The organism is Propionispira raffinosivorans DSM 20765 (assembly GCF_000381065.1).
In the GTDB taxonomy this organism is placed as follows: domain Bacteria; phylum Bacillota; class Negativicutes; order Selenomonadales; family Selenomonadaceae; genus Propionispira; species Propionispira raffinosivorans.
Genome location: NZ_KB905868.1, coordinates 25,237 through 45,334, shown reverse-complemented (window position 1 = coordinate 45,334; position 20,098 = coordinate 25,237). Strand labels below are relative to the sequence as shown.

The 20,098-nt window shown below is 38.9% G+C and carries 27 protein-coding genes; 21 read left to right on the top strand and 6 right to left on the bottom strand.

Annotation, left to right across the window (positions count from 1 at the left end):
- Positions 1 to 151 precede the first annotated feature (151 nt).
- The 5 genes from F606_RS0117760 to F606_RS22465 form a co-directional block, all read right to left on the bottom strand.
- Positions 152 to 1,366 (bottom strand): tyrosine-type recombinase/integrase, encoded by a 1,215-nt coding sequence (locus tag F606_RS0117760; RefSeq protein WP_019555243.1) that lies wholly within the window; start codon positions 1,364 to 1,366, stop codon positions 152 to 154.
- A gap of 130 nt (positions 1,367 to 1,496) precedes the next feature.
- Entirely contained in the window at positions 1,497 to 2,189 is a 693-nt protein-coding gene (locus F606_RS0117755; protein ID WP_281166782.1) for a Fic family protein, read from the bottom strand.
- A 90-nt stretch (positions 2,190 to 2,279) separates the two neighbouring features.
- The gene (locus F606_RS0117750; protein ID WP_211210099.1) at positions 2,280 to 2,900 is read right to left on the bottom strand and encodes a Fic family protein; all 621 of its coding nucleotides are present in this window, start codon (positions 2,898 to 2,900) and stop codon (positions 2,280 to 2,282) included.
- 70 nt (positions 2,901 to 2,970) lie between these two features.
- Positions 2,971 to 3,396 carry an ImmA/IrrE family metallo-endopeptidase gene (locus F606_RS22055; protein ID WP_019555240.1) on the bottom strand — a complete coding sequence of 142 codons (426 nt, stop codon included), beginning with the start codon at positions 3,394 to 3,396 and terminating at the stop codon, positions 2,971 to 2,973.
- Between the two features lie 4 nt (positions 3,397 to 3,400).
- A complete protein-coding gene (locus F606_RS22465) occupies positions 3,401 to 3,868 on the bottom strand; it encodes a helix-turn-helix domain-containing protein (RefSeq protein ID WP_019555239.1) in 468 nt (155 codons plus the stop codon).
- Positions 3,869 to 4,049: 181 nt separating this feature from the next.
- Here F606_RS22465 and F606_RS0117735 point away from each other — a divergent pair, with 181 nt between their 5' ends.
- Entirely contained in the window at positions 4,050 to 4,259 is a 210-nt protein-coding gene (locus F606_RS0117735) for a hypothetical protein (protein ID WP_019555238.1), read from the top strand.
- Positions 4,260 to 4,318: 59 nt separating this feature from the next.
- Positions 4,319 to 4,525 (top strand): hypothetical protein, encoded by a 207-nt coding sequence (locus F606_RS0117730; protein ID WP_019555237.1) that lies wholly within the window; start codon positions 4,319 to 4,321, stop codon positions 4,523 to 4,525.
- A gap of 217 nt (positions 4,526 to 4,742) precedes the next feature.
- Here the strand turns inward: F606_RS0117730 and F606_RS0117720 are convergent, their stop codons facing one another.
- Positions 4,743 to 5,564: a hypothetical protein gene (locus F606_RS0117720; protein WP_019555235.1), complete on the bottom strand. Its 822-nt coding sequence runs from the start codon at positions 5,562 to 5,564 to the stop codon at positions 4,743 to 4,745.
- Between the two features lie 229 nt (positions 5,565 to 5,793).
- Between F606_RS0117720 and F606_RS0117715 the strand changes: the two genes are divergently transcribed.
- The 19 genes from F606_RS0117715 to F606_RS0117610 all read left to right on the top strand — a co-directional run bounded on the left by F606_RS0117715 (position 5,794) and on the right by F606_RS0117610 (position 20,096).
- Positions 5,794 to 6,102: a hypothetical protein gene (locus F606_RS0117715; protein WP_019555234.1), complete on the top strand. Its 309-nt coding sequence runs from the start codon at positions 5,794 to 5,796 to the stop codon at positions 6,100 to 6,102.
- Positions 6,103 to 6,107: 5 nt separating this feature from the next.
- Complete coding sequence (locus F606_RS0117710; protein ID WP_019555233.1) at positions 6,108 to 6,434, top strand: LysM peptidoglycan-binding domain-containing protein; 327 nt, start codon at positions 6,108 to 6,110, stop codon at positions 6,432 to 6,434.
- 268 nt (positions 6,435 to 6,702) lie between these two features.
- Positions 6,703 to 7,002, top strand: coding sequence for a hypothetical protein (locus tag F606_RS0117700; protein ID WP_019555232.1), 300 nt, complete (start codon positions 6,703 to 6,705; stop codon positions 7,000 to 7,002).
- A 44-nt stretch (positions 7,003 to 7,046) separates the two neighbouring features.
- Positions 7,047 to 8,348 (top strand): AAA family ATPase, encoded by a 1,302-nt coding sequence (locus F606_RS0117695; RefSeq protein WP_019555231.1) that lies wholly within the window; start codon positions 7,047 to 7,049, stop codon positions 8,346 to 8,348.
- Positions 8,348 to 9,559, top strand: coding sequence for an ATP-binding protein (locus F606_RS0117690; protein WP_019555230.1), 1,212 nt, complete (start codon positions 8,348 to 8,350; stop codon positions 9,557 to 9,559). The genes F606_RS0117695 and F606_RS0117690 overlap by 1 nt, the downstream gene beginning before the upstream one ends.
- Before the next feature lie 23 nt (positions 9,560 to 9,582).
- Positions 9,583 to 10,044 carry a hypothetical protein gene (locus tag F606_RS0117685; RefSeq protein WP_019555229.1) on the top strand — a complete coding sequence of 154 codons (462 nt, stop codon included), beginning with the start codon at positions 9,583 to 9,585 and terminating at the stop codon, positions 10,042 to 10,044.
- The gene (locus F606_RS0117680; RefSeq protein ID WP_019555228.1) at positions 10,044 to 11,633 is read left to right on the top strand and encodes a DEAD/DEAH box helicase; all 1,590 of its coding nucleotides are present in this window, start codon (positions 10,044 to 10,046) and stop codon (positions 11,631 to 11,633) included. Before F606_RS0117685 ends, F606_RS0117680 begins: the two co-directional genes overlap by 1 nt.
- Positions 11,634 to 11,635: 2 nt before the next feature.
- Positions 11,636 to 13,879: an AAA family ATPase gene (locus F606_RS0117675; RefSeq protein ID WP_026329476.1), complete on the top strand. Its 2,244-nt coding sequence runs from the start codon at positions 11,636 to 11,638 to the stop codon at positions 13,877 to 13,879.
- Between the two features lie 334 nt (positions 13,880 to 14,213).
- A complete protein-coding gene (locus tag F606_RS0117670) occupies positions 14,214 to 14,453 on the top strand; it encodes a hypothetical protein (protein ID WP_019555226.1) in 240 nt (79 codons plus the stop codon).
- The gene (locus tag F606_RS0117665; RefSeq protein ID WP_019555225.1) at positions 14,437 to 14,838 is read left to right on the top strand and encodes a RusA family crossover junction endodeoxyribonuclease; all 402 of its coding nucleotides are present in this window, start codon (positions 14,437 to 14,439) and stop codon (positions 14,836 to 14,838) included. Before F606_RS0117670 ends, F606_RS0117665 begins: the two co-directional genes overlap by 17 nt.
- 13 nt (positions 14,839 to 14,851) lie before the next feature.
- A complete protein-coding gene (locus F606_RS0117660) occupies positions 14,852 to 15,085 on the top strand; it encodes a hypothetical protein (protein WP_019555224.1) in 234 nt (77 codons plus the stop codon).
- 1 nt (position 15,086) lies between these two features.
- Positions 15,087 to 15,680: an HNH endonuclease signature motif containing protein gene (locus tag F606_RS0117655; RefSeq protein ID WP_019555223.1), complete on the top strand. Its 594-nt coding sequence runs from the start codon at positions 15,087 to 15,089 to the stop codon at positions 15,678 to 15,680.
- A gap of 202 nt (positions 15,681 to 15,882) precedes the next feature.
- Positions 15,883 to 16,227: a hypothetical protein gene (locus F606_RS0117645; RefSeq protein WP_019555221.1), complete on the top strand. Its 345-nt coding sequence runs from the start codon at positions 15,883 to 15,885 to the stop codon at positions 16,225 to 16,227.
- Positions 16,224 to 16,511 (top strand): hypothetical protein, encoded by a 288-nt coding sequence (locus F606_RS0117640; RefSeq protein ID WP_019555220.1) that lies wholly within the window; start codon positions 16,224 to 16,226, stop codon positions 16,509 to 16,511. The genes F606_RS0117645 and F606_RS0117640 overlap by 4 nt, the downstream gene beginning before the upstream one ends.
- A gap of 46 nt (positions 16,512 to 16,557) precedes the next feature.
- Positions 16,558 to 16,752, top strand: coding sequence for a hypothetical protein (locus F606_RS0117635; RefSeq protein WP_019555219.1), 195 nt, complete (start codon positions 16,558 to 16,560; stop codon positions 16,750 to 16,752).
- Positions 16,749 to 16,976, top strand: coding sequence for a hypothetical protein (locus F606_RS0117630; RefSeq protein ID WP_019555218.1), 228 nt, complete (start codon positions 16,749 to 16,751; stop codon positions 16,974 to 16,976). Before F606_RS0117635 ends, F606_RS0117630 begins: the two co-directional genes overlap by 4 nt.
- 36 nt (positions 16,977 to 17,012) lie before the next feature.
- Positions 17,013 to 17,522, top strand: a complete 510-nt coding sequence (locus tag F606_RS21595) for a sigma-70 family RNA polymerase sigma factor (protein WP_019555217.1) — start codon at positions 17,013 to 17,015, stop codon at positions 17,520 to 17,522.
- Positions 17,523 to 18,115: 593 nt separating this feature from the next.
- Entirely contained in the window at positions 18,116 to 18,859 is a 744-nt protein-coding gene (gene terS, locus F606_RS0117615) for a phage terminase small subunit (protein WP_019555215.1), read from the top strand.
- Positions 18,849 to 20,096: a PBSX family phage terminase large subunit gene (locus tag F606_RS0117610; protein WP_245542147.1), complete on the top strand. Its 1,248-nt coding sequence runs from the start codon at positions 18,849 to 18,851 to the stop codon at positions 20,094 to 20,096. Before terS ends, F606_RS0117610 begins: the two co-directional genes overlap by 11 nt.
- Positions 20,097 to 20,098: the final 2 nt, after the last annotated feature.

Here is a 20,098-nt window from a genome sequence, read left to right as displayed (position 1 = left end):
CGTGGGTCCCGCGTTCGAATCGCGGCAGTCGCACCAATGAATACACCGCTTCCGAGGTTCGGGAGCGTTTTTTATTTTATAAAAGTGTGCAACGAGTGTGCAACGATGATAAAAAATTAAGGATGTCTCAATAAAATGAGACATCCTTTTGTTATTTTAAAAAAGCATTTGCAATTTCATCGGCAATTACTTGTTTGTTTTCTGGAATAGCGTGACCATAGATGTCAAGTGTCGTTGATACTCTGGCATGACCGAGTGAACGCGATACATCAATAATAGGGACACCGGCAGCTAGTAATGTAGTTGCGTAAGTATGCCTGATTACATGGAAATTCCGATGCGTCAATTGTTGCCAATCTTTTCGCTTCCTACACGCAGATAAAATATCATCTACTGTTTGTTTTACGCTCATGGGTTTAGCTTCAAATTTATTCATTTTAAATTCTACATCGATTTGTACACGTTTCCAAAAACGTTTTAAAAAATTTTGTGGCAATAGCGGAGTATGTTTTGATGTTACAAAAACTAAATCCGGGTATAGGGCGTCAGGATTTTTGAGTTTACTTTTGGACCATTCTTTTTTATGCTCTTTTAAAGCGGTAATTGTCTGTAAAGGGATTGTTATTTTACGTTTACTATTTTTAGTTTTAGGTGGTTCAAAAATGATGCCAATTTTATTCGTATTTTGCAGGCTCTGATTTACACTTACTTGATTGTTTGTCATATCGATATCCTGCCATCTTAAGCCTAGCAATTCACCTAGCCTCATTCCGCTTGTAAAAGCTAATAATAAAAATGGGTAGTATTTTGAAGTTTTTGCTTGATCTAAAAGTAGTTCAACTTCATTTTTATTAAAAATTTCGATTTCTTTACGTATTACTTTGGGGGTATCTACTAATTCTGCAGGATTGCTTTGAATGTATTTATTAATTTGTGCGCGATGAAAAGCAGCATTAATGAGCTGATGGACTTTCTTAGTCGTTTCCCCAGAAAATCCTATTTCCAGCATGGAATTATATAGAGTTTGTAGGTGTATTGGAGTTATTTTTTGAATTGGGATATTCCCCAGCATCTCAGTATGATAAATAAGGGATTCATATCGCTCGTAGGTGCGTTGTCTTACTTTTGGTTTTGCGTAGTTTTCTACAAAGGTTACAAGCCATTGATAAAGTGTCAGCGCAGATGGCTCAACATGCTGGTTACGACCGATTAAGAGCCGCTGCTCATTTAACCAATCTTTGACAAGGATTTCATCTTTGGATGATTTTGTCATACGTTTACCTGCAGGAGTCATAAGCATAGCTCTATAAAGCTGCTTCTTTTCATCAAAATAGATGGTACCTTCGCCATTTGCACGTTTTTTCATAATTTAATACCTCTAACTTGTTTATTTTTAGAGGTCAATCAAGTATAATTTAAGTGGGTTAGGTGATTGACCTCAGGTTAGTTACCCCATAAGCCGTTCAGTGTTGGTAGCACTGGGCGGTTTTTTTATATTATTGAGCTAAAATTTGAATATGTTTTTCTAATTCCTCAACTTCATAATTGGCAATAAGAGCCGTCATTGCTTCGATATCATTGTCGTTTCGATAAGCATCAAAAGTATTATAATACTTAAGACGATCTGTAAATTTAATATTGACTGGCATCATACCCGCTTTGATAAGTTCCAGATTCATAAGAAGACGCCCAGTACGACCATTGCCATCAATGAATGGATGGATACTTTCAAAGCGAAGGTGAAATTCAGCAATTGCTTCAATGATATGCTTTTCTTGCTGCATCTTTGTGTAATCTTGGACAAGTTCTTCCATTTGTATCGGCACTAAATATGGTTGTATGGGTATATGCTCAGAACCAAGGATTTTCACTGGTAAGCTACGGTAGACTCCACGATTGTTTGCATCATTTATGAGTACAAGAGAATGAACGGTTTTGATGACGTGTTCAGTAAGGTCGGTTTCGTCAGCAGCAATCTGAATGATGTATTCAAAAGCATCCTTGTGACCGATCGCTTCTAGATGATCCTTGATTGGTTTTTCTGCAATCGTAATACCTAATTGAAGAATGAGTGCTGTTTCTTCCAGCGTTAAGACATTTCCTTCGATTGCATTTGAGTTGTAAGTATTATCAATAATGAATTCATCGCGCAAACGTTTTAGTTCACCAGTATTTAGTGGTTGTATCATTTTAAGCGTTGTACGGAGTTCTTCTATTTTTGTGAAATCCATATGATCACTTCCTAGTTTTGTACGTTCCTGTTATCTAGGAACGTTTTTTTATTTTACAATGCATTTTTCTTTCAAAAAGGGGTAAATGTAGGTGGTTTCATTTGTATTATAAAAATCTACCATCAATGTATTAAATTCAACAATATCTTTTGCTTTTATATTGAAGATTCCCACATCATAATGCATTAACACAATGTTAGTAACAATACGACTGGTGCGTTTATTTCCATCCCAAAAGAACTGATTATAAGCACCCCAGAGAAAAAGGCGAATCGCGCGTTCCTCAATATTTCTGATTGATAAAATCACCGGCAGTTCTTTGTCGAAAATATCATTCAGACAGGAAGCATCTGGAGCAGAATAAGATGTTGTCCCAGCAATCCCAACAGATCCAGAACGGAAAACACCCCATTCCATCGCTTCTTCTTTAGCAACGCTGCTATGTATATCAAGATAGAGTGTCTTATCGATAATAAGTGTATTTTTATTGGCGTAAGCAAATGCTTTTTTCCAGGCTTCTTGGAGGTTTAAAATTTGTTGGGCATCGCTAATCTTGTGTCCACCGACAGTGATTCCATCAAGCAAAGTTTGTATTTCTGGGAAAGTCATGGGGTTTCCTTCAAGTTGAGCAGCGTCAAACACGTATTCCGGTAACATCTTTTTTGCCATCCACATGGTTTTATTCAAATGAATCAATTCCTTTCGATCGTTCTTGTTGCTGCATGGGCGATTCTTTATTTTAATGAATAGGTTTTTCAAATAGTTTTAGTCGTAAATTAATCATTTCTGGTGTTACCATAAAATGTTCAGCCAATTCGCTGACGGTGTCAATGCAATTTTGGAAAGCATTTAATAAGGCATCATCCGTGATCAAATAATTTGCGGCCCATCTTAAAGCTTTATACTCAGCTTTATCAATATGCTGCCGCGCCGAGTAATTAAAAAACTGTCGAGGTATACAATTTCCTACGCTGGTAAAATGATGCCCAAGTTCTTCAGCCAGAACGGAACGAAGCAGTGGCAAATCATTTTGCAGGGAATAATCAAGTCCAATAACAGGCGGTAAGCCTTGCTCCACAAAATAGATGCCTTTAAGTGGGTCATTAAAAGAATAATAATCAATTTTTATATGTTCGCTTTCTGCGAGCGCAATCATACCTTCCATGGTCTCAGTCCTTTTTATATTTTGCTCTGACGAAATTTTTAAATTCTTCAATAGATTGAAGTGCCTCTTCAGGAAGATCAGCGGATGGACTATCTGTACGATGTGCTGCAATCGTTTGATCAGATGATTCATCTATATAGGTATCAACCATATTGGATAAGTAGGTTCTGTCGGCTGGTGTAGGTGTACGTCCGGCAAGAGTATAGGAATCATTACGGATAATTTCTACTAGATTTGGAACGGATGATGTATTGGAAATCGGTATGGAATTTTCCCAACCCATTAAATATTCAGGTGTAGTTTCTAAAGCCTCAGCAAAAGCAACTATTTTAGATTGAGGAATATCGTTTTCTCCTTTTTCTATTTTATTTATAGAAGAACGTGATTTATATCCAAGTTTTCTAGCCAATTCATCCTGCGAAAGATTGAGCTCTTCTCTTTTTAATCGTATACGTTTATATAATTCAAGCATTTATTTTTTCACATCCCTATAAATAATAAACTTTTGTTTATATTTAATATACTACACTGTAAATTTAAAATCAACAAAAATTTATATTTAAAAACAAAAGTGTTGACTTTTATTCTACAGAATGATATTATTGCCTTGTAGAAAATAAATCTACACAAATATAAATATGAGAGGTGGGAATATGACGAATACTTTAGAATTTGAATTGGCAATTAAACGGGCAGGTCTAACCAAGCTAGAAGTTGCTAGAAAACTAGGTATATCAAATATGGGGCTTTATAAAAAAATCAATAATATAACAGAGTTTAAAGCTAGTGAAATAGCCAAAATGTACGTTATATTGAAATTTAAAAGCCTCGAGGAGCAACAGAAAATTTTTTTTGCTCATTGAGTAGATTTTAATTCAACAAAACAAATTTGAAAACAAATCGGCATGAAAGGGGGAGCGGAATGTTATCATACGAAGAATTTAAAAAACGTGAAGAACAAAAGAAAAAAGCAGTATCAAAAATCATCTGCATGTTAAGAGATGAAGGTTTTAATACTGCTCAAATTATTTCAACTGCTGAAATGGTAGCTCAAAGTGTTACTCATTATAGTGTTGTTTTACCAGATTATTCTCCAAAGCTTGAAAAAGAATCGAAAGCATCTTTATAAATGCTAAAACGTTCATTTATTAAACTTATTTAATTCAGAGACAAATTAGCATGAAAGGATAGAAAGGAGCATTAATAAATGCAAACTAGTGTTTCTGTAATCACAATAGTATATATGATTGTATTCCTAGAAATTGTCGAAGTTGTACTAAACAGCCAAAAGGTTGATATATCTATCGTGTTTGGAGCTATTCGATGTGGGCTCTTGGGGTGGTTAACTACGGTACTAGGCGGATAAAAGAACTAACAATGATGTCACTGTATTTTCCTAATATAAAAGAAACAATTGCAAATAAAAGAGCAAAATACCATTTTTCGTTAGACACTGTCCATAGAGCCTGTGGAGAATAACCATATATTTGAACAAATTTGGAATTTGTTTTAAGTGTATTCTCAATTGCCATAGACAGAAAACTATCCAGTACACGAGTTTTACTGAGGGTGGATAAGTGAAGCTTAATGTATTCTTGTTGTTCAAACGCGGTAGCTTCTTGTGTACCTGTTAAAAAGTCTCTTGGATTTAGTTGGTTTTTTTCTACTAGTTTGGGTATTCTGGGGTCTTCAATATATTGGCTTCCGTATTTTTTTATTAATAATATAGATAAGTCGATTTTATTAGTATCGGGAATTATTTGCAACATATCGGAGTCGTTTTTTTTGTTTTTTAAAACTAAGTAGCGATGTTCAATTGCCTTGAATCCATAATTTCCATCACGCATATTCCAATGAATAAAGAAAAAATTTTGATGATGAGCGAGATAGGTCATGTATTCTTTTAACATATCTAATTCTAATTCATCGTAATATTGTTTAATATCTTCCAGTGGTATTCCTTTTCGTTCTGCTGTTTTATGTATAGAAAATGAATCAGTTTGACCATTTTCAAAATATCTTATTGCTATAGAGGTAATCCTTGCAGAAGTACCGTTAGGTAGATTTAAAAAACTTTCACAAGAATAATGAATTATTAAATACTGTAATGGATTTTTATCGATTTTAGAAAGTATGTGACAGGCTTCTTTGTGTTTTTCAATTTGCATCTTATGACTCACTCCTCAAGATCATAATTCAACAAAATACTAATAATATCCTACAACAGGAAAGTGAGGTAACAAATGAATTTAGTACCAGCCGAATATCAATAATAATTTAGAGTGATTTGTAATTGCGGATGATAAGAAATTAATAGAGGGCTATGTGTTGATTATTAATGAAATGTCAATTAAGTACGCAATTGAGAAATCAGTATAAAAAAGTGAGGTGAATTATATGGATGAAGTTTTTGAGTCAATTGCAAAGTTTTCTAAACGTGTGAGTTTACCAGAACGATTAATACGTGCATTGGTTAAGCAAGGGCAATTACCTCATGTAATGTTAGGTGCTTGTCATGCAAAAGTTCATATCGAAGCTGGTTTAGAATTTTTAAAAACCTTCTCAAATCAAAATGCTAATCAAATTGCAATGTCTATGCCTGTTCCAATTAACATAGCTGCTATCCCTCCAATGGTTAAAAATAAAAAACATAAAGGGAGATTGCCCGACAAAGTTAGATTAGGACTTATTGAGAAAGCAAGGTGAGAATTATGTTAGTAAAGGAATATTTAAATAACTCGCTTAAAAAGCTTGTAGTTTGTGGTCTAGTGATTGGATCTACAGTCATTTTAACTGGTGGTAATTATCCAAAAGTAGAGCTAGTAGAGGATACTTACACGGTTCAAGTGGGTGATTCGCTTTGGAGTATATCTGAGGAGTTTTTGCAGAAAAATACTGGCGGTCGACGTTATATTTTGGAATTTAAATCTGGAATAAAAGAATTGAATCCTTGGCTTTTAGAGCGACCGAGTGAATGTGAGATTTATCCTGGTGATGAACTGCGTATTAATTATTGGGTAAAGGTGGATGAGGAATGAGACGGTTTAACATTTTAATGCCAAGAGGGTACCTGGTGGTATTTATCATTGGCGTTATTTTAGGGTTTGTGATGTTTCGATGAAAACACATTGTTACCGTTGTGGGCGTAGATTTGAGTCGGAAGACAATTATGATTTGTTAGTGGTTCGTGATCGGCTTCTTCCGGTTTGCCATGATGATCGAATGTGTATACCAAGAAAATCATCCAAGTCGAAAAAGGTTCAGGAATTGGTAACAAGATTCCATTATTGAGAGGAGGTGAGAAGTTTGCCAGAAGAATTAACAGTCGATGATATTCCAGACAAGTTTAGAGGGTTGCGTATATATTTTGCGCAGCCAAGTGATTACACGATCGTAAAGATCAGCGGTGGGAAAAAGCTTTGGTGCAGAGTTATCGCACGTAGTAAGATTACATCCGATTTTTGTGTGGCTAACGAAAGAGCATCGGAGCCGCCATCTATGATCATGAATGCGATTAGCCTGAATATGCAAGATATTCATTTGATGGAAGAACTCATAGAAAAATCCGCATTGGCGGCAACCAATGCGGATTTGAAGGGTAAGTAAAAATCTTTATTAGAAAATTATAACATATTACAGGAGGCTTGGAAATGATTAAGATTAATAATCTTGAGATAGAAAATGTAAAGCGTGTAAAGGCAGTAAGGTTGGAGCCTTCTCAAAATGGGTTAACTATTATTGGTGGTAAAAACGGGCAGGGGAAAACATCCGTCCTTGATGCCATTGCCTGGGTACTTGGCGGTAATAAATTTCAGCCGTCGCAGGCGCAGCGTAATGGTTCGATGACTCCACCGCATCTTCATATTGAACTTTCGAATGGATTGATTGTAGAGCGTAAGGGGAAAAATAGCGATTTGAAAGTAATCGATTCGAAAGGGAATAAAAGTGGGCAGCGACTTTTAGATGAACTTGTCGAACAGCTGGCACTGAATCTGCCAAAGTTTATGCAGGCATCTAATAAAGAAAAAGGGGATTCCTTGTTACAGATTATTGGTGTCGGTGACAAACTGGGGGCACTCGATCTCAAAGAACAACAGCTTTATAATCGCCGTACTGAAATTGGACGTATTGCCGATCAGAAAAAGAAATATGCAGCTGAGCTGGATATGCATCCCGATGTTCCGAAAGAGCCTGTATCGGCAGCCGAATTGATCCGGAAGCAGCAGGATATTCTTGCTAGAAATGGTGAGAACGCTCGTAAACGGCAGTCGGTTGATATTTTAAAACAGAGAGCCGTGATTTTACAGCAAGAAGTAATTCGGATGGAAGAAGCCTTGCTTATTAAAAAAGAAGAACACGCAAAAATATCTGCAGATCTCGTGATTGCCCAAAAATCGGCGTTGGATCTTCATGATGAAAATACAGCGGAACTTGAAAAAAATATTAATGATATCGATATGCTCAATATGAAAATTCGTGCCAATATGGACCGCGAAAAGGCTGAAATGGATGCCGAAGAATATTCTAAGCAGGTGGATGGCATTACGCAGGAAATTGCGGATATCCGTAAACAGCGCACAGCTCTTTTGAATAACGCAGATCTTCCACTGCCAGATTTATCGGTAGACAAAGGGGAACTTACTTATAAAGGATATAAATGGGACAACATGAGTGCCAGTGAACAACTCAAAGTTGCCACGGCGATTATTCGCAAACTGAATCCGGAGTGTGGTTTCGTTCTTATGGATAAGCTTGAACAGATGGATATTGAAACGCTGCAGGAATTTGGTACATGGCTTGAAGCAGAAGGCTTGCAGGCTATTGCTACCAGAGTCAGTACGTCCGATGAGTGCAGCATTATTATTGAGGATGGTTATATTAAGGGGGAAGAAATGCCGTTTGAAACGGCGATACCTACTGGTAAAAAAGTATGGGAAGAAGGTAAATTTTGATGGAAATTATTAGAGGTCCAGTTTTTAAAGCGCAAAAAGTTGTGGTATACGGTCCAGAAGGCATCGGAAAATCAACCTTTGCCGCTTCGTTTCCGGAGCCACTATTTATCGATACGGAAGGAAGTACAAATTTAATGGATGTTGCTCGGGTACCAAAACCGAGCAGCTGGACTATGATGATGCAAACTATTCAGGAAGTGAAAAAAACGCCTGGTTGCTGCAAGACACTTATTATCGACACAATTGATTGGGCAGAACAGCTTTGCGTGGCCCATGTTTGCTCTATCTATGATAAAAAAGGTATTGAGGATTTTGGCTATGGCAAAGGATATATTTTCGTAAAAGAAGAGTTTGGCAAGCTGCTCAATCTTTTGAGTGATGTAACGGAGGTTGGCATCAATATTGTACTTACGGCACATTCAACCATTCGAAAATTTGAATTGCCGGATGAATGTGGCAGTTATGATCGATATGAATTGAAACTGGGTAACAAGACCGGTTCCCAAACCTCGGCACTGGTAAAAGAATGGGCCGATATGGTACTTTTCGCAAATTATAAGCAATATGTAGTTGAGGTCGACAAAAAGAAAAAAGCCCAAGGCGGCACGCGGGTTATGCATTCCCAGCATCATCCTTGCTGGGATGCAAAAAATCGACACGATCTTGCAACAGAATTAGCGTTTGATTATGCATCCATCGCGTATTGCATTCCAAATGATAAATCCATGCAGCAAGCGACACCCGTGCCAGTAAATGTGGAAAAGAAAGCTGAAGCACCGAAACCAGTGCAAGATAAAAATATAGCGGATCATGACATGTATATGTACCATCCCGAATCAGATGCGTATTGGATTTTGAAAAAAGGAGAGCCTTTACTGGATGGTGACGGCATGTCACATGAAATTAGTAAGGAAGAATATGAAGCAGGAATCAAAAAACAAAAAGAACCTGCGCCAATACAAACACAAGAAAAACCAGAACCAAAAACACCGGCACAAAATGATTTAAGCGGTGTACCGCCTAAGCTTGCTGATCTTATGAAACGTAATAATGTGACGGTTCAAGAGATCCAGGAGGCAGTATCCAGTAAGGGATACTATCCGGCCGGAACGCCGATTGAAAACTATGATCAAAGCTTTATTGATGGCTGCCTGATTGCAGCCTGGGATCAAGTATTTAATATGATTGAACAACAAAAAATACCGTTTTAACAAAATTTTAGGAGGATATAAATATGGGATTTGAACAAATGGGAACAGATATGGGAGCAGAACTTGCGTGGGATGACACAATCGAGAAGGAAAACGAGTTTATCTTGTTACCAGAAGGGGAATATGCGTTTCGCGTAGCAAGTTTTGAACGTTCCAGATATCCTGGCAGCGATAAGATCGGGCCGTGCAACCAGGCAAAAATCGTACTGGAAGTTGAATCACCGGAAGGTGTGGCATCGATTCGCCATAATCTTTTCTTACACAGTAAATGCGAAGGTTTATTATGTGCATTCTTCCGTGGGATTGGTCAGAAAAAACATGGAGAAAAACTCAAAATGGACTGGAATAAAGTGATGGGATCTACAGGCCGAGCAAAAATTGGAATTCGAATTTATGATGGTAAAAAATTCAATGAAGTGAAACAGTTTATATATCCTGATGAAGAAACCACTCAACCAACTACTTTTAAACCCGGATCCTTTTAATGGAACTTCGCACGTACCAGGAGGAAGCGCGGGCTGCTATACATGATGAGTGGGGAAAAGGCAATAAGCGCACGCTTCTCGTACTTCCGACGGGGTGCGGAAAGACCATCGTATTTGCTAAGGTCACCGAAGATTGTGTCCGCAATGGCAGCCGTGTACTAATTATGGCGCATCGCGGGGAACTTCTCGACCAGGCAAGTGACAAGATAAAAAAAGCCACCGGACTTACATGTTCGGTGGAAAAAGCAGAAGAAAGCTGTATTGGCAGCTGGTACCGAGTCGTTGTTGGCTCGGTACAAACTTTAACAAGAGAAAAAAGGCTGAAGCGTTTCAGCAAAAATTATTTTGACGTGATTATTGTGGATGAAGCACATCACTGTATATCGGACAGCTATCAAAATGTTTTGCAATATTTTGAGGAAGCAGATGTGCTCGGCGTAACCGCTACACCCGATCGGGGCGATATGCAAAACCTTGGCGCCTATTTTAACAGCATGGCTTATGAATATACACTACCGAAAGCAATTCGCGAAGGGTATCTTTGCAAGATTCAAGCACAGACCATACCGCTGAAATTGGATCTTACAGGTGTGGGAATGCAAAGCGGTGATTTTAAAGCAGGTGATCTCGGAACGCTGCTGGATCCGTATCTTTTTCAGATCGCACAGGAAATGGTGAAGTATTGTATCGATCGTAAAATTGTTATATTTTTGCCGCTTGTAAAGACCAGCCAGAAATTTAGAGATATTTTAAATGAAGCCGGCTTTAAAGCGGCCGAAGTGAATGGCAATAGTGAAGATCGTGCCGAAGTACTGCAGGATTTTCAAGCAGGAAAATATAATGTGCTTTGCAATTCTATGCTGCTTACCGAAGGCTGGGATTGTCCGAGTGTTGATTGTGTCATTGTTTTAAGACCAACTAAAGTACGCAGCCTTTATTGCCAAATGGTGGGGCGTGGTACAAGGCTATTTCCTGGCAAGGAAGAATTATTACTCTTAGATTTTTTATGGATGACAGAACGCCATGAGCTTTGCCGGCCCGCAAATTTGCTTGCGTCCAGTGAAGATATTGCAAAGAAAATGACGGAAAAAATAGAAGACTCGCCATGTCCTCTTGATTTGGAAGTTGTGGAAAAACAAGCAGCAGAGGATGTTATAGCACAGCGCGAGGAAGCTTTGGCCAAAAAACTGGCAGAAATGAAAAAGAGGAAACGGAAACTTGTGGACCCCTTGCAATTTGAAATGTCGATACAGTCAGAAGACCTTTCTGGGTATGTGCCGGCTTTCGGTTGGGAAATGGGACCGCCAAGTGATAAACAGGCAAAAACGCTTGAAAAGTTAGGCATTTTTCCCGATGAAATTGAAAATGCAGGGAAAGCGGCGAAACTTTTGGATCGTTTGGATAAGCGGAAGGTAGACGGACTTACAACACCGAAACAGATCCGCTTTTTAGAAAGCCGCGGGTTTCAACATGTCGGAACATGGCAGTTTGACCACGCAAAACACTTAATTGATCGAATTGCAGGAGGAGGATGGCATATTCCCCAGGGAATCGTTCCGCAGGAATATTGTCCAGGAGGTGACTTTTGACTTTGGATGATAACAAAAATGATTTGCTGCCGTTATTGGCGTATATTGATCCGGCAGCTCTTACCTATCAAGATTGGGTAAATGTTGGGATGGCCTTAAAAGAAGAAGGCTATACGGCATCCGATTGGGATCAGTGGAGCGCAAGAGATACTGCCCGGTATCATGCCGGCGAATGTTTTAAAAAATGGACCAGCTTTTTAGGAACAACAACCAATCTAGTTACAGCCGGCACGATTGTTGATATGGCAAAACGCAGCGGCTGGCAGCCACCTTATTCTAGTGGAGAAGATAAAGAACTTGACTGGGATGATTTTATTGGCAGCACCAAAGAAAATAAAGTCCTCATCGATAAGAATTGGCTGGAAGGCAAAGAAGTGATTGAACCGCAAACATGGAATCCGGTCAAAGATCTTATCAAATATTTAGAAACACTCTTTGACAGTACCGAAAATGTAGGCTATGTCACAACTTCCTGGCAAAAAGAAGGCGACAATAAATATCTCCCCACAAAGGGGAATTTTGATCGGACTGCAGGTGAACTTATTGAGCTTTTAAATATTTGTGATGGCGATGTTGGCGGTGTATTTGGTGATTATAACGAAGCATGCGGCGCGTGGATCCGCTTCAATCCCCTCGATGGGAAAGGCGTTAAAAACGAGAATGTTACAGAGTTTCGTTTTGCGCTGGTTGAATCCGACAGCATGGAGATTGATAAGCAAAATGAAATTATTCGCACACTGGAGCTTCCTGTTGCCTGTCTGGTGCATTCTGGCGGTAAGAGTCTGCATGCAATCGTTCGGATCGATGCGGGAAGTTATGAAGAATACCGTAAACGCGTGGATTATCTCTATGCGGTATGTAAGAAAAATGGATTAGAAATCGATAGTCAAAACCGCAATCCCTCGAGGCTTTCGAGAATGCCTGGTGTTATCCGCAATGCGCGTAAACAATGGCTTGTGGATACTAATATCGGGAAAACAAGTTTCGCTGAATGGCAGGAATGGATTGAGGCGGTGAATGATGATCTGCCCAATCCGGAAAGTATGGCGGATGCCTGGGACAACCTGCCGGATCTCGCACCACCACTGATTGATAATATGCTGCGCCAAGGTCATAAAATGCTGATTGCCGGACCATCAAAAGCAGGTAAGTCCTTCAGCTTAATTGAGTTATGTATAGCAATTGCTGAAGGTAAGAAATGGATTCAATGGGATTGCGCCCAGGGGCGAATTCTATATGTAAATCTCGAGTTAGACAGGGCAAGCTGCTTGCATCGATTCAAAGATGTTTATGAAGATCTCGGGCTGAAGCCAGAGCATCTTTCCAATATTGATATTTGGAATCTCAGAGGCAAGTCCGTACCAATGGATAAATTAGCGCCAAAACTTATACGACGTGCTGCTAAGAAAAATTATCTTGCCATCATTATCGATCCAATTTACAAGGTTATTACTGGTGATGAAAACAGCGCGGATCAGATGGCCAACTTTTGTAACCAATTTGATAAGGTATGTACCGAGCTTGGCTGTGCGGTTATTTATTGCCATCATCACAGTAAAGGTGCACAAGGAGGCAAACGCTCCATGGACAGAGCATCCGGCTCCGGTGTATTTGCCCGCGATCCAGATGCATTACTCGATCTGATTGAACTTGAAATCACAGAGGATTTAGTGAAGCAAGAAGAAAATAAAGCTGTTTGTGCGGCCTGTGTGGCTTTTCTTGAAGAACATTATCCAAAATGGGAAGATGATATTTCACAAGATGATCAATGTAGCGAACGGGTCATGCTCGACTACTGTCATAAGGTTTTGACGGTAGATGCATATGCATCACTTACGAATAACTATGTGTATATTGCTCGGCAAAAGGTTCGCCAGCGTACAGCTTGGCGCATTGAAGGTACACTTCGTGAGTTCCCGAAGTTTCCACCCATTGACCTTTGGTTTGACTATCCACTTCATCATGTGGACGATATTGGTGTTCTTAAAGATATTGATGCAGAAGGTGACCAGCAAAGTTGGAGAAAAAACTTTAAAAAGAAAAAATCACCCGATGATCATAAGAATGATCGCAGGAAATCGGTCGAATCTACGTATGATATTGTGAAATCATTTGGTAATGAAGTAACCGTAAAAAGCATGGCTGAATATGGTGGTGTAACGGAAAAAACTGTAAAAAATCATCTAAAAGAACATGAAGGATTTGTAATAGATAATCATGGAGTGGTGACAAAAAAGGAAAGTTAATATGGAAAAAGTCGATAATTTTCTTTTTCTTCCGAATCGGAAAATATCGAAACAATACCGACTTTTTCCGATTCTTGTAGGAAGAAAACTACCGACTTTTTCCGTTTTCCGAATCGGAAGAAAATATCGGTTAAAATCGACTTTTTCCGAATCGGAAGAAAAACCTATTATTATAAATAATACAAATTGTTTTTCCACCTGCGGGTCAAGGGAAAAAATAGTCGGGGGCGTAGAAAGCCCCCCGACATACTTTTCACTATCCTTGACAAAATAAAAATTTCTTCCAAAGCGGTAAATGGAAATAATTCTCAATAATGAAAGGGTGATTTTAAAAATGAAAAATACAGCAAAGAGGCGTAGTGAAAAATTAATTGTTGCTAGAAATCTTCCACCGCTTTTTCATAAATTGCCAGAGTGTGAGTATTCGCCTAAAAATAGCCAGGTTATTAAATGGCTGATCGAAAGACCATCTATTCTTGATTTCATTTGGGATCAGATTAAGCAATCCGGTGACGTTTTTTATAATCATGAAACTGGTAAATGGCAGGGGGTAGATTATGAGCCGAACAATTGAATTTTTTATTCCGATGCGGGTGCCGACTGTAACTCACCAGGAAAAGAAAGTGTCTGTGGTAAATGGCAAACCACATTTTTATGAGCCGCCTGAGCTTGCAGACGCGCGAAATAAGTTCGAGACATATTTTGCCCCGCATAGACCGGGAAAACCGTTTACTGGGACTGTGAGGCTCATGACAAAGTGGTTATTTCCAGTTACAGGTAAGCATCAATCTGGTGAGTATAAAGCTACAAAGCCAGATACGGACAATATGATTAAGCTACTAAAAGATGTTATGACCAAGCTTGAGTTTTGGGGTGATGATGCCCAGGTGGCAAGTGAGATCACTGAAAAGTTTTGGAGTGACAGGCAAGGCATTTACGTAAAAATTGAAAAAGTGTGAGGAGCGATAAAGCGTGAAAAATACTCTTGGTGATTTAAATAATCATTTGTTTGCACAGCTTGAAAGACTAAACGATGAAGATTTAACGGGTGATAAGCTAGCCGAAGAGATCCGAAGGACTGAAGCTGTAACGGATGTAGCGTCGCAAATTATTGCCAATGGTGCTCTGGTTTTAAAAGCAAAGGTCGCGTATGAAGATAATTTAAGTGCAGATAAAACGGATCGCCCGAAAATGCTGGAGGGATAAAATGGCGGATAATCTTTTTTCTTCGGATCAAGCAGAATATCTAAAGCAACATGTAAAAAATATTTCAAACAGCGATCTTGCTGATTTGATGAATACGTGCTTCGGGTTATCTCTAACGTGTCGGCAAATTAATACGTACAAGAAGAATCATAATCTTAGCAGTGGTCTTAATGGGCATTTTCCCAAAGGACACATTCCCGTAAATAAGGGGAAAAAATATCCTGATATGCCGAGAAACATTGGAATGTTTAAAAAAGGTCAGAAACCGCACAACTATCTGCCGGTGGGGTCGGAACGGGTTAATGGTGATGGGTATGTAGATATTAAAGTGGCAGACCCTCATACATGGGTTGGTAAGCATATTCTTATTTGGGAATCTGCACATGGCAAGAAACCCCGAGGGTATGTAATTATATTTGCGGACAGAAATACGAAGAATTTTGAGTTAGATAATTTGGTTTTAGTGCAACGAACAGAATTTTTGATTATGAATAAAAGGTCCCTAATTACTCAAAATACAGAGCTTACGAAATCTGGATTGAACCTAGCGAAACTATACTCAAAACTCAATGAACGGAAAAAGAAAGGAAAATGATAAATAGAATATTATCGATTCACCGAATTAGGCATAGAATAAAGCCTTTTCGGGAATGGAATAGTAAGAACAAAAAACCAAGCAACCGATTTGCCGAGATCTTGGCAGCGGAAACAACTCAAACAAATGAGGATCGGTCTGACGTTAGAATGGTGACGTTGAGCGAATACGTGAATAAGGCTTATGGCTTGGAGGGCTGATAATGCGATTAAGTGATGAAATACTGCAAAAGACAATAGAAAAGACAAAAGGTATAAGGCAGAGGATGTCATGCAGGCACGAACACAATAAAAACGTATTCCTTGCGCTCATAGAGCTAAAGGAACGCCGCGAAGCCGACAATGTTGCTGACACCAGCAATATAATGTCGTTGGATATCAAAGGGCAGTTGCGGCTGATTAGAGATAAATGCCCGGATATTTATATAAGAATATGTAATGGCCCAGATTGCGCAGGTTCTGTTGATTTAGAAGTAAGAAAAGATTGCAATTATCCTACAAGTGATTGTCAGGAGTGCTGGAATAAAGCGTTAGAAGGTGAAGAATGATGGACACGATCGGAAAATTAAAGCAAATACGAGACTATATGAATTCATCGCCATTTCCAAAGCCTGAATTTGGTGATGCATGTGATGAAGCCATCAAAGCCTTAGAAAATCAGCAGAAGTATGAAATACCGTTAACCGTTGAAGAGCAGGTTAGACTTATTCATGATAAATGTCCAGATATCTGGAAGGACCTTAAAAATAATAAGTTAGTAATGGATGTAATGCTGAAGGAATATGAGCAAGCTATCATAGGCAATATTATGAAACCTGATGATACTAATTGAGGTTGACAGAAAAGGCGTTTGATATTGATTAAGAGGAGGTTTCGGAATGGAAAGGCGATTGATTCAAATAGAAAATGAAGTATATACGCGGTTAAAAGTACCAATCAAGCAATATCCAGTATTTAAGCGCCTATTGAAAAAATATGGTGCTGTGGATCCAGTTAGGAAAAGTAGTCGATTTATCTATTTTGAGGTGAAGGGTGATTTACTCAATACTAAAAAAGGTGTGGTGAATAAATGATGTATATGGTTTTGTTGGTGCCGGTCGTGTTTATCGTGGTATCGTATTTCAAGCTTTATCGCTTGTCGCATGTGACCGTGGCTTATGAAGATAGTATCGGGCAGGTTCGAGGATACAAGTTTGATTATGCAGATCACTGGAAAGAGAAGTGGCTGGATATTGGGCTGTTTGAGCGATATGTAGCAGATAAAAAGAAAATGCCAGCGGTGAAATCACTGGCATAATGGTAAAATCGGAATGGAAGATCAGGAGGTCGTAGGATGACGAAAGAGGAAATAATAGCATTGGTTGTTGAGACTGTCCGGAAACATGATGCCAAGCAGAAAAAGGTTAGGCATGATAGACGCCTTTATAACACGCGGCTGCTGATGAAAAATTATAATGCACTTAAAGAGCACTGTGATAATTCAGTAAGTACACTGGACGACGATGATGTATGTAATTTAAGTGCTATAGATATTCTTGATAATATAGATAATACGGATAAGGACGTGTATATAGAATCAATACGTCGTAGTAATATTCGAACGAGGATTATGGTGGACCATATTGATGTGATGCTAGAGTTATTTAATGCATATTGTAAGCAGACCGATAATCAAAGAAAATTTGAAATAGTGGTAGGATATTATCTTCAGGGGAAGTCGACAAAAGATCTTGCTGAAGAGCAAAACATTGATATTCGTACTTGTCAGCGTGACGTAAAGTTCGCAATAGAAAAGCTAAGTGCCCTAATATTCGGCATTGACGGGCTATCGGTAATGTCGTAAAGATGTCCTTGCAATGTCGTTTTCAAAGTAGTAATATGATAGTATAAAAATTTGTGAGAAGAAATAGAGCCGTCGGCATGTTTGTCGGCGGCTTTTCGTATACAAAGGGATTGCATAGATTTATAAAGTAAAGTATAATTAAGTTGTGATTTATATACCAAAAACGCCCTGCGGTAACAGGACGTTTCGGTTGAATACGGGGCTAGGCAAGCACTTTCAAGATAAAAGCAATAAGTGCTACCACCTTGATGAGTGCCATCGGATCGATTTCAAAGGATAAATGGAACTTCAAGGGATTCACCTCCTTGTATTCAGTTTGTCGGACTAGTTGACGCTAGTCCGATATTTATTATAACAAAATATGTAATTTGTGGACAGCTTTTTATGGAGCTGTCTTTTCTTATGCCTAAAATCAGGAGGCAGGTGAGGTAGGCAGTATAAATTAAGACATAAAATACTGTTTCGATAACCAAGTGTTATTGGAACTTTTTGCATTTGTGGCTTAATTATTATGAGTTTATATTAATAATAATATATTTTGCCTACGGATTGCCGGCGAAATAGCAAAAATAGGGAGTTGGTGAGTATGTGATATGGCTGTAAATGAACAAGCAGAAAAAGCAAAAATCGATTATTTGGCGGGAATGAAATACAAGGATATTGCTGAAAAATATGAGGTGAGTATCAATACCGTCAATTCATGGAAAAAGCGCCACGGATGGTGCAGAGAAGGTGCACCTAAAAATGGTGCACCTAAAAGCAAAATAGGTGCACCTATTGGCAATCAAAATGCAAAAGGGCATGGTGCGCCGCTCAATAATAAAAATGGACTTGGTAATAAAGGTGGTCCGCCCCCGCATAATGCAAACGCTATGACTCATGGACTGTTTGCAAAGTTTTTGCCGCCCGAAACATTGGAGATTGCAAAAGAATTGGCAGAGGTTTCGCCAATCGACATTCTTTGGGGGAATATTTGCCTCAAGTATGCAGCGATACTTCGGGCACAGAAGGTAATGTATGTTGAGAATCATGAAGATTTGACGAAGGTTCTTAAACGCCAGAAAAGTGGTGATTCATCATGGGAAGAAGAATATGAATTGCAATTTGCATGGGATAAGCAGGCTACATTCCTAAAAGCGCAATCTACGGCTATGACAGCATTGACCAATATGCTTAAACAGTACGAAGAACTTTGCCGATCTGAAATGGCTACAGAAGAGCAGCGTCTGAGAGTAGATAAATTACGGGCTGAGGTTGAAACATTGAGAAAGGGTGGCGATGACAGTGATGGGGTAAGCATCATAGATGATATTGGAGATGATGGTGATGATGAATAAAATTCGATTAAGTGAGATTATCGCACCAGCATTTCGAAAGGTCCACCGTGATATAAAGAAACATGGTCATACGCACTATTGGAATAAAGGCGGTCGTGGCAGCACAAAGTCTTCGTTTATCAGTATTGAGGTGCCACTCTTACTCAAACAGCATCCCAATTGTCATGCAGTAGTCCTTCGAAAAGTCGGCAATACGCTCAGAAATAGTGTGTTTAACCAGATTCAATGGGGTATAGAGCAGCTGGGACTTACCTCGAAATTTAAATTCAAGACAAGCCCGCTGGAAATTACGTATAAGCACACCGGTCAAAAGATTCTTTTCTTTGGTGTTGACGATAAGACGAAAATAAAATCGATCAAGCTGCCTTTTGGATATGTTGGTATTGTTTGGTATGAAGAACTGGACCAGTTCACCGGTATGGAAGAAATACGAAGTCTCAATCAATCGCTCATGCGTGGTGGTAAAGAGTTTTGGTGTTTTAGTTCATTCAATCCGCCAAAAAGCCGAGATAGTTGGGTAAATAGTGAACAGATGATTGATGATGCAGATCGTCTGATTAGTCACACGACCTATTTGCAAGTGCCGAATGATTGGCTTGGCGAACAGTTTTTCCTTGAAGCTGAAAAGCTTAAAAACAGCCGTGAAGAACTGTATCGGCATGAATATCTTGGCGAAGTTACCGGAACCGGTGGCAGCGTGTTTGATAATGTGGAAGAGCGCATGATTACGGATGAAGAAATTTTGATGTTTGACCGTCGAAAACACGGTTTAGACTTTGGTTTCGCTGTGGATCCATTTGCGTTTGTTGATATGCATTATGATAAAAAGAATGAAATACTTTATATTTTTGACGAAGTATATCAACAAAAGTTAAGCAATAAAAGGGCATATGAAAAAATTAAAGATAAAGTGGGCCAGCGCCGCGTAACTGGAGATAGTGCAGAACCAAAATCCATTTCTGAAATGCGTGGTTATGGTTTAAATATTTGGGGCGCTAAAAAAGGTCCCGATTCTGTTGAATATGGGATGAAATGGCTGCAGGGATTAGCAAAGATTGTAATTGATAAGCGTCGTTGTCCGCATACCTACAAGGAAATTGTGAATTATGAGTATGAGAAAAATAAAGATGGTGAATTTATCAGCGCCTATCCAGACAGAAACAATCATGCGATCGATGCGATTCGTTATGGTTGTGAAGATGAAATGCGGAGAAGTGGCATGAGCGTATTAAAATAAGG

What these genes read in the sequence shown, in the direction of transcription:
- F606_RS0117760 (WP_019555243.1), bottom strand. Translation starts at nt 1,366, where the DNA reads ATGAAAAAACGTGCAAATGGCGAAGGTACCATCTATTTTGATGAAAAG.
- F606_RS0117755 (WP_281166782.1), bottom strand. Translation starts at nt 2,189, where the DNA reads ATGATACAACCACTAAATACTGGTGAACTAAAACGTTTGCGCGATGAA.
- F606_RS0117750 (WP_211210099.1), bottom strand. Translation starts at nt 2,900, where the DNA reads ATGGCAAAAAAGATGTTACCGGAATACGTGTTTGACGCTGCTCAACTT.
- F606_RS22055 (WP_019555240.1), bottom strand. Translation starts at nt 3,396, where the DNA reads ATGGAAGGTATGATTGCGCTCGCAGAAAGCGAACATATAAAAATTGAT.
- F606_RS22465 (WP_019555239.1), bottom strand. Translation starts at nt 3,868, where the DNA reads ATGCTTGAATTATATAAACGTATACGATTAAAAAGAGAAGAGCTCAAT.
- F606_RS0117735 (WP_019555238.1), top strand. Translation starts at nt 4,050, where the DNA reads ATGACGAATACTTTAGAATTTGAATTGGCAATTAAACGGGCAGGTCTA.
- F606_RS0117730 (WP_019555237.1), top strand. Translation starts at nt 4,319, where the DNA reads ATGTTATCATACGAAGAATTTAAAAAACGTGAAGAACAAAAGAAAAAA.
- F606_RS0117720 (WP_019555235.1), bottom strand. Translation starts at nt 5,564, where the DNA reads ATGCAAATTGAAAAACACAAAGAAGCCTGTCACATACTTTCTAAAATC.
- F606_RS0117715 (WP_019555234.1), top strand. Translation starts at nt 5,794, where the DNA reads ATGGATGAAGTTTTTGAGTCAATTGCAAAGTTTTCTAAACGTGTGAGT.
- F606_RS0117710 (WP_019555233.1), top strand. Translation starts at nt 6,108, where the DNA reads ATGTTAGTAAAGGAATATTTAAATAACTCGCTTAAAAAGCTTGTAGTT.
- F606_RS0117695 (WP_019555231.1), top strand. Translation starts at nt 7,047, where the DNA reads ATGATTAAGATTAATAATCTTGAGATAGAAAATGTAAAGCGTGTAAAG.
- F606_RS0117690 (WP_019555230.1), top strand. Translation starts at nt 8,348, where the DNA reads ATGGAAATTATTAGAGGTCCAGTTTTTAAAGCGCAAAAAGTTGTGGTA.
- F606_RS0117685 (WP_019555229.1), top strand. Translation starts at nt 9,583, where the DNA reads ATGGGATTTGAACAAATGGGAACAGATATGGGAGCAGAACTTGCGTGG.
- F606_RS0117680 (WP_019555228.1), top strand. Translation starts at nt 10,044, where the DNA reads ATGGAACTTCGCACGTACCAGGAGGAAGCGCGGGCTGCTATACATGAT.
- F606_RS0117670 (WP_019555226.1), top strand. Translation starts at nt 14,214, where the DNA reads ATGAAAAATACAGCAAAGAGGCGTAGTGAAAAATTAATTGTTGCTAGA.
- F606_RS0117665 (WP_019555225.1), top strand. Translation starts at nt 14,437, where the DNA reads ATGAGCCGAACAATTGAATTTTTTATTCCGATGCGGGTGCCGACTGTA.
- F606_RS0117655 (WP_019555223.1), top strand. Translation starts at nt 15,087, where the DNA reads ATGGCGGATAATCTTTTTTCTTCGGATCAAGCAGAATATCTAAAGCAA.
- F606_RS0117645 (WP_019555221.1), top strand. Translation starts at nt 15,883, where the DNA reads ATGCGATTAAGTGATGAAATACTGCAAAAGACAATAGAAAAGACAAAA.
- F606_RS0117640 (WP_019555220.1), top strand. Translation starts at nt 16,224, where the DNA reads ATGATGGACACGATCGGAAAATTAAAGCAAATACGAGACTATATGAAT.
- F606_RS0117635 (WP_019555219.1), top strand. Translation starts at nt 16,558, where the DNA reads ATGGAAAGGCGATTGATTCAAATAGAAAATGAAGTATATACGCGGTTA.
- F606_RS0117630 (WP_019555218.1), top strand. Translation starts at nt 16,749, where the DNA reads ATGATGTATATGGTTTTGTTGGTGCCGGTCGTGTTTATCGTGGTATCG.
- F606_RS21595 (WP_019555217.1), top strand. Translation starts at nt 17,013, where the DNA reads ATGACGAAAGAGGAAATAATAGCATTGGTTGTTGAGACTGTCCGGAAA.
- terS (WP_019555215.1), top strand. Translation starts at nt 18,116, where the DNA reads ATGGCTGTAAATGAACAAGCAGAAAAAGCAAAAATCGATTATTTGGCG.
- F606_RS0117610 (WP_245542147.1), top strand. Translation starts at nt 18,849, where the DNA reads ATGATGAATAAAATTCGATTAAGTGAGATTATCGCACCAGCATTTCGA.